This window comes from Kitasatospora sp. NPDC089797 (genome assembly GCF_040684795.1).
Classification (GTDB): Bacteria; Actinomycetota; Actinomycetes; order Streptomycetales; family Streptomycetaceae; genus Kitasatospora.
Window position 1 is genome coordinate 1 of sequence record NZ_JBFBGS010000110.1, and the last position, 4,123, is coordinate 4,123.

Here is a 4,123-nt window from a genome sequence, read left to right on the forward strand (position 1 = left end):
ACTGCAGGGGGGACCCTGTGGGAGAGTAGGACGCCGCCGAACAATCATTCAGAAAAGCCCCTGATCCCTACGGATCAGGGGCTTTTCGCATTTCCACCACTGCTCAGTTGTCGTCGTCCTCGTCCGGCAGCTGGGTGTCATCGGTTTTCGGCTGGCCCTGAGCCTGCGCCGGGGTCTCCGCGGCCGGGGCCGAAGGAGCGTCAGACGGAGCCGGTGCTGATGGAACCGGTGCTGAGGGAGCCGCAGCTGACGGGGCCGCGGTCGGTGCGTCGGACTGCGGCGCCTGGGCCGCCGCCGGCGCCGCCGTTCCCCAGGCGGGCCGGCCGAGCCACTTGTCCGCGGTGTTGGTGAGCCGGGTGACGCCCGTGCCGTCCGGCCGCATGCTGTAGAGGTCGGCGCCGGAGCCCGCGGGCGCCTGGGCGAAGACGATGGACTTGCCGTCGGGTGCGTAGGCGGCGCTGCCGTAGAAGACGTCGGACGGGGCCGGGGTGAGCGCGCCGACGGCGGTGCCGTCGGGGTGGACGGTGTAGATGCCGCCGCCGGGGGCGTTGTCCGGGCCGGCCGGGTAGGTGGTGAAAAGGATCTGGGTGCCGTCGGGGGACCAGCTGGCCCGGTCGCCGGCGCGCAGTTCCCAGGGGGTGAGCTGGCGGAGCCCGGTGCCGTCGGCGCCGACGACGTAGACGGCCCGGCTGTTGGCGGGCTGTCCGGTGGCGCTGGTGCGGTACTCGAAGGTGAGCTGCTTGCCGTCGGGTGACCAGCTGGGGTTGCTGACGGCACCGGAGTAGGGCTTGTCGTTGGTCAGGAAGGTGAGCCGCTGGACGCTGGTGCCGTCGGGGCTCATCAGGTAGAGGTCCGAGTACTGGACCTGGTTGTTGTGCGCCGCGTCGAGGGCGCCCCAGGAACGGCTGAAGGCCAGCTGCTTGCCGTCGGGGGAGAAGGCGGGGGCGCGTTCGTCCTCGTTGGCGCAGTCGGTGGTGGCGCTGCTGGTGTCGCAGAGCTGGCTGATCTGGTGGGGGTTGTCGCCGCCGGCGGAGACCGTCCAGAGGCGGGCGGTGCCGCTCTGCGGGTCGGTGCGGTCGAAGGCGATGGCGCGGCCGTCGGGGGACCAGTCGGGGCGGTCGTCGAGGGCGCGTTCGGGCGGCTGGGTGACCGGGTGCTGGTCGGCGCCGTCGGGGCCGAGGGTGACGATGGCGCTGGTGGTGCGGGTGGCGTCGGTGTAGGCCCGGCTGACGATCAGTCCGTTGTGGGCGTCGCTGTTCGCGGCGCCGATGACGCCCGGGCTTGCGGACGGGCTCGGGTCGGGGGCGGCGGTGGGGGACTCCGGGCGGATCTCGGAGAGCGGGATGTCGCCGGGTTCGGCCCCGCACCCGGTGAGCAGGGTGCCCAGAAGCAGGAGGCCCGCACCGGCGGTTGCGCGGGTGCGGGCCTTGCTGCCGGGCGGCTGCTGTGTGCCGGTGATCCGTGTCATCTCCGTCTCCGACCTTTCCGACCGCTCCCACCCGTGCCCCTGCTCCGAGGGGGAGGGGCGCAGGACGAATCCAGGGGAAGAGCCCCCTGGAGGAGCTGTCACTGTGCCAGACGGGGGGTGCCGGTGGCCGGGCGACACGCGACGGATCGTTTCCGCTCGGTCGCTCGGAGTAGCCAGCCGGAGTGGCCGGGTGGGACGGTCCGGCCGGGGCGCAGGGTGCGGAGCGCGGGAGCGGCTCAGCCCCGGGCGGCGCGGCGCTCGGCCTTGGCGAGGGCCTCCGCCTCGTCCTCGGCCTCGGCGACCTCCAGGGTCGGCGCGGTGCCGCCGAGCTGGGCGGGCAGCCACCAGGTGTCGTCGGGGCCGGCGGGCTTGCCGGGGTACTCGCGCTGGGCCCGGTCGAGCATCTCGCTCATGGCGGCGCGCAGCTTTCTGGTGACCATGACGGGCTTGTCGTCCGGGCCCAGGTGAATCGGTTCGCCAATCATGATCGTCACCGGGACGTGGCGCTTGGTGAGGGTCTTCGGGCGGCCCTTGGTCCAGAGCTGCTGGGTGCCCCAGAGGACGACCGGCAGCAGCGGGGCGCCGGAGTCGGCGGCCATCCGGGCGGCGCCGGTCTTGAACTTCTTCAGCATGAACGAGCGGCTGATCGTCGCCTCGGGGAAGACCCCGACGACCTCGCCGGCCTTCAGGGCGCGGACGGCGGCCTCGTAGGCGGGCTGGCCGTCGGTGCGGTCCACCGGGATGTGCTTCATCCCGCGCATCAGCGGACCGGAGATGCTGTGCCGGAAGACGTCGTCCTTGGCCATGAAGCGGGTCTTGCGCTTGCCGCCGCGGTAGGCGCCGAGGCCGGCGAAGAGGAAGTCCAGGTAGCTGATGTGGTTGCTGACCAGCACCGCTCCGCCCTTGGCGGGGATGTGCTCGGCACCAATGATCTTGATCCGCACGTCGAGCGCACGGAAGGCGGTGAGTGCGGCGCCGATCACCGGCGGGTAGACGAACTCTGCCACGGTCAGTCCTGACTTCCACGGGCCGGGGCCCGGTACGGCGGTACCCGAGCCGTGCGCGGGAGCCGACCGGAGCACGGCACGCCGCGGCGGTCACGGGTGATACACGGAGATGATCCCCCGAACGAGTGCCTGCTGTCACCTGAGGCGGGCAGTCAAGCGAATATTCGCGGTGTGATCTCCGTGATGAACCCGGACCGGAACTTTTCCGCCTCCCGGGGTCGGGGGAGATCGCCGGAACTCAGGCCCCGGCGCCGAGCCGGCCCTGGGCCCGGCGGACGATCGGGTAGATCTCGCAGCCCAGGCAGTAGCCGAAGACGGCGTTCAGGAATGCGGCGGCCAGCGCGAAGGCGGCGGTGGACAGGCCGAGCCAGGTGACGCCGGTGAGGTAACCGAGGGTGCCGACCGCGGCGAGCACCGCTCCGCCGCCCTGGGCGAAGCGCAGCGGGCGCTCGTCCTGGGTCTCGGTCGGGGGTGCGAGGCGGGGGGCGACGAAGGTGTGGAACAGCCAGCCGTAGGGGGAGAGTCGGGGGCCGCCGGACGCGGCGAGGGTGAAGACGACTGCCTGGGCGGCCAGCAGCGGAGCGCTGCCGGTGAGGAGGACGGCGACCAGCGCCACGCTGGTGAGTGCGGCGGCGAAGCGGGGACCGCGGGGGTCGGTCTGCACGGTGACTCCGGAGGGTCGCGACGGGCGGCTGCGGTGGGGCGCGTCAGCGACAGCGGGCGGTGGTGGCCAGGGCCTGGTCGACGGCGCGACGGACGGTCAGCAGCGGCGGGGAGGGGCGGTCGGAGTCCACCTGCCGATCGTACGGGCCCGGTGTCGACTGGTCGACCTCCCTTTCGGAGCCCGCGGGTGCTGTCGCAGACTGGAGGGATGGCCGGACCGGTGGTGTGCGTCGTCGTGTTGGCGGCGGCGACCCTGTTCGGGCTGCTGAGGATCAGGCACGACGGGAGGCTGCGGGTGCGCACGAAGGACGGGGCGGTACGGCTGTCGGAGGCGGACCTGGGCGGGCCGCTCGGCGAGCGGGCGACCCTGGTGCAGTTCTCCACCGCCTTCTGCCAGCCCTGCCGGGCCACCCGGCGGGTGCTCGCCGAGGTGGCGGGGATGGTCGACGGGGTCGCCCACGTCGAGCTGGACGCCGAGGCGCAGCTGGAGCTGGTGCGTCGGCTGGAGGTGCTGCGGACGCCGACCGTCCTGGTGCTGGACGCGACCGGGCGGGTGGTGCGGCGGGCGGCGGGGCTGCCGCGCAAGGCGGATGTGATCGCGGCGCTCGGCCTGGCGGTGTGACGGGTGGCCCGGTGGGGTGGAGTGGTCTCCGGCTGGGGCAGGATGGGCGCGAGCGGCAGTGCCTGCCGTCCGGCCTAAGCTACTGGCCAGTAGTGACCACTGAACTACTGGCGAGTATGCTGCCAGGAAGTTCCGGACCGGCATCGGGAAACTCGCTGCCCGGAGCGGGTGCGCACCGTGTTCGCGCCCGCTTGCACGCCGCAGCCGCCGGACGAGACCAGTACAGGAGACAAGGCCGTGAGCTTGAGGATCGTTGTCTGTGTGAAGTACGTGCCGGACGCGACGGGTGACCGTCGTTTCGCGGACGACCACACCACGGACCGGGAGGGTGTGGACGGCCTCCTGTCGGAGCTGGACGAGTAC

General features: G+C 72.5%; 4 protein-coding genes and 1 pseudogene. 2 read left to right on the forward strand and 3 right to left on the reverse strand.

Going from position 1 to position 4,123, the window contains the following annotated elements:
- Nucleotides 1–103 precede the first annotated feature (103 nt).
- The 3 genes from AB0O91_RS41095 to AB0O91_RS41105 all read right to left on the reverse strand — a co-directional run bounded on the left by AB0O91_RS41095 (nucleotide 104) and on the right by AB0O91_RS41105 (nucleotide 3,139).
- Nucleotides 104–1,468, reverse strand: a complete 1,365-nt coding sequence (locus tag AB0O91_RS41095) for a hypothetical protein (RefSeq protein ID WP_363444659.1) — start codon at nucleotides 1,466–1,468, stop codon at nucleotides 104–106.
- A 236-nt stretch (nucleotides 1,469–1,704) separates the two neighbouring features.
- Nucleotides 1,705–2,475, reverse strand: a complete 771-nt coding sequence (locus tag AB0O91_RS41100; protein WP_363444662.1) for a lysophospholipid acyltransferase family protein — start codon at nucleotides 2,473–2,475, stop codon at nucleotides 1,705–1,707.
- 238 nt (nucleotides 2,476–2,713) lie between these two features.
- Nucleotides 2,714–3,139: a DUF4395 domain-containing protein gene (locus tag AB0O91_RS41105; protein ID WP_363444665.1), complete on the reverse strand. Its 426-nt coding sequence runs from the start codon at nucleotides 3,137–3,139 to the stop codon at nucleotides 2,714–2,716.
- Between the two features lie 207 nt (nucleotides 3,140–3,346).
- Between AB0O91_RS41105 and AB0O91_RS41110 the strand changes: the two genes are divergently transcribed.
- Both AB0O91_RS41110 and AB0O91_RS41115 read left to right on the forward strand, forming a co-directional pair.
- On the forward strand, nucleotides 3,347–3,760 hold the full coding sequence (locus tag AB0O91_RS41110) for a thioredoxin family protein (RefSeq protein WP_363444667.1): 414 nt from the start codon (nucleotides 3,347–3,349) through the stop codon (nucleotides 3,758–3,760).
- A 237-nt stretch (nucleotides 3,761–3,997) separates the two neighbouring features.
- Nucleotides 3,998–4,123 (forward strand): annotated as a pseudogene (locus AB0O91_RS41115) (electron transfer flavoprotein subunit beta); the annotation flags it as partial.

Excerpts from the sequence above, each read along its gene's own strand:
- AB0O91_RS41095 (WP_363444659.1), bottom strand. The coding sequence starts at position 1,468 with ATGACACGGATCACCGGCACACAGCAGCCGCCCGGCAGCAAGGCCCGC.
- AB0O91_RS41110 (WP_363444667.1), top strand. The coding sequence starts at position 3,347 with ATGGCCGGACCGGTGGTGTGCGTCGTCGTGTTGGCGGCGGCGACCCTG.